Genomic DNA, 1150 nt, shown 5'->3' on the forward strand with positions numbered 1-1150 from the left:
CACCCGCGCCAACCGGCTGCCGGTGGTCACCGGCCGCAACATTCTTGCCAACGGCTTCATGAACCTGTCGGCGATCATCCTGCTCGATGATCTGCTCGCCAACACGCTTGACCCCGACGGCGACCGGCTGACCATCGCCAATCTCACTGTCTCTTCCGGTTCGGTGCGCGCCTACTCCGACGGCATGTGGCTCTATACGCCGGATCGCGGCGAGATCGGCCAGGTCACCTTCAGCTATACCGTCTCCGACGGCACCGGCAGCGTCGCCAATGGCGCGCTGCTTTCGCTCATCGACTGGCCGGCGCATGAGATCAAGGGCACCGAGGGACCCGACGTTCTCCTGGGCACGCCGCACCCCGACATCATCGCCGGCCTTGGCGGCGACGATATCGTCTATGGCCGCGAGGACGACGACCTGATCCTTGGCGGCACCGGCAACGACACGCTCTTGGGCGGTGACGGCAACGACACCATCCATGGCGAAGACGGCGATGACCGGCTGTTCGGCGGCAATGGCAACGACATTCTGTTCGGCGGCGCCGGCAACGACCAGCTCTATGGCGAGGCCGGCGACGACATCCTGATCGGCGAGGCCGGCGACGATACGCTGTCGGGCGGCACCGGCGACGACCGGCTGTTCGGCGAGGACGGCAAGGATCGTCTCGAGGGCGATGCCGGCGACGATCTGGTCGATGGCGGCAGCGAGGACGATACGCTTGCCGGCGGTACCGGCGACGACACGGTTCTGGCCGGCGCCGGCAACGACGTCATCGTCACCGGGCCGAGCAGCGAAGAGGCCCGCCTGGCACAGGCAACACCGGCCGCAGCCACCGACACCGACGACGGCGACGACCACTATGCCGGCGGCACCGGCTTCGACACGCTCGATGCCAGCAGCGCCACCAACACCATCACCGTCGATCTCGAAGCCGGCACGGCGTCAGGCGAAGAGATCGGCTCCGACACGCTCGACAGCATCGAGGCGGTCATCGCCGGCTCGGGCGACGACCAGATCTCCGGCGACAGCCAGAACAACACCCTCATCGGCAATGACGGCGACGACAGCATCGATGGCCGCGACGGCAACGACATGCTGGCCGGCGGAAACGGCGACGATACCGTCAAAGGCGGAAACGGAAACGACACCGTC

1 protein-coding gene is annotated in these 1150 nt (G+C 67.0%); it reads left to right on the forward strand.

Features of this window, described 5'->3' with window-relative positions:
- Window positions 1–1150: calcium-binding protein (locus LPJGGPFB_RS32845; RefSeq protein WP_173424106.1), on the forward strand; the 1150-nt coding region annotated here is incomplete at both ends.

The organism is Ensifer adhaerens, assembly GCF_013283195.1.
In the GTDB taxonomy this organism is placed as follows: domain Bacteria; phylum Pseudomonadota; class Alphaproteobacteria; order Rhizobiales; family Rhizobiaceae; genus Ensifer; species Ensifer adhaerens_G.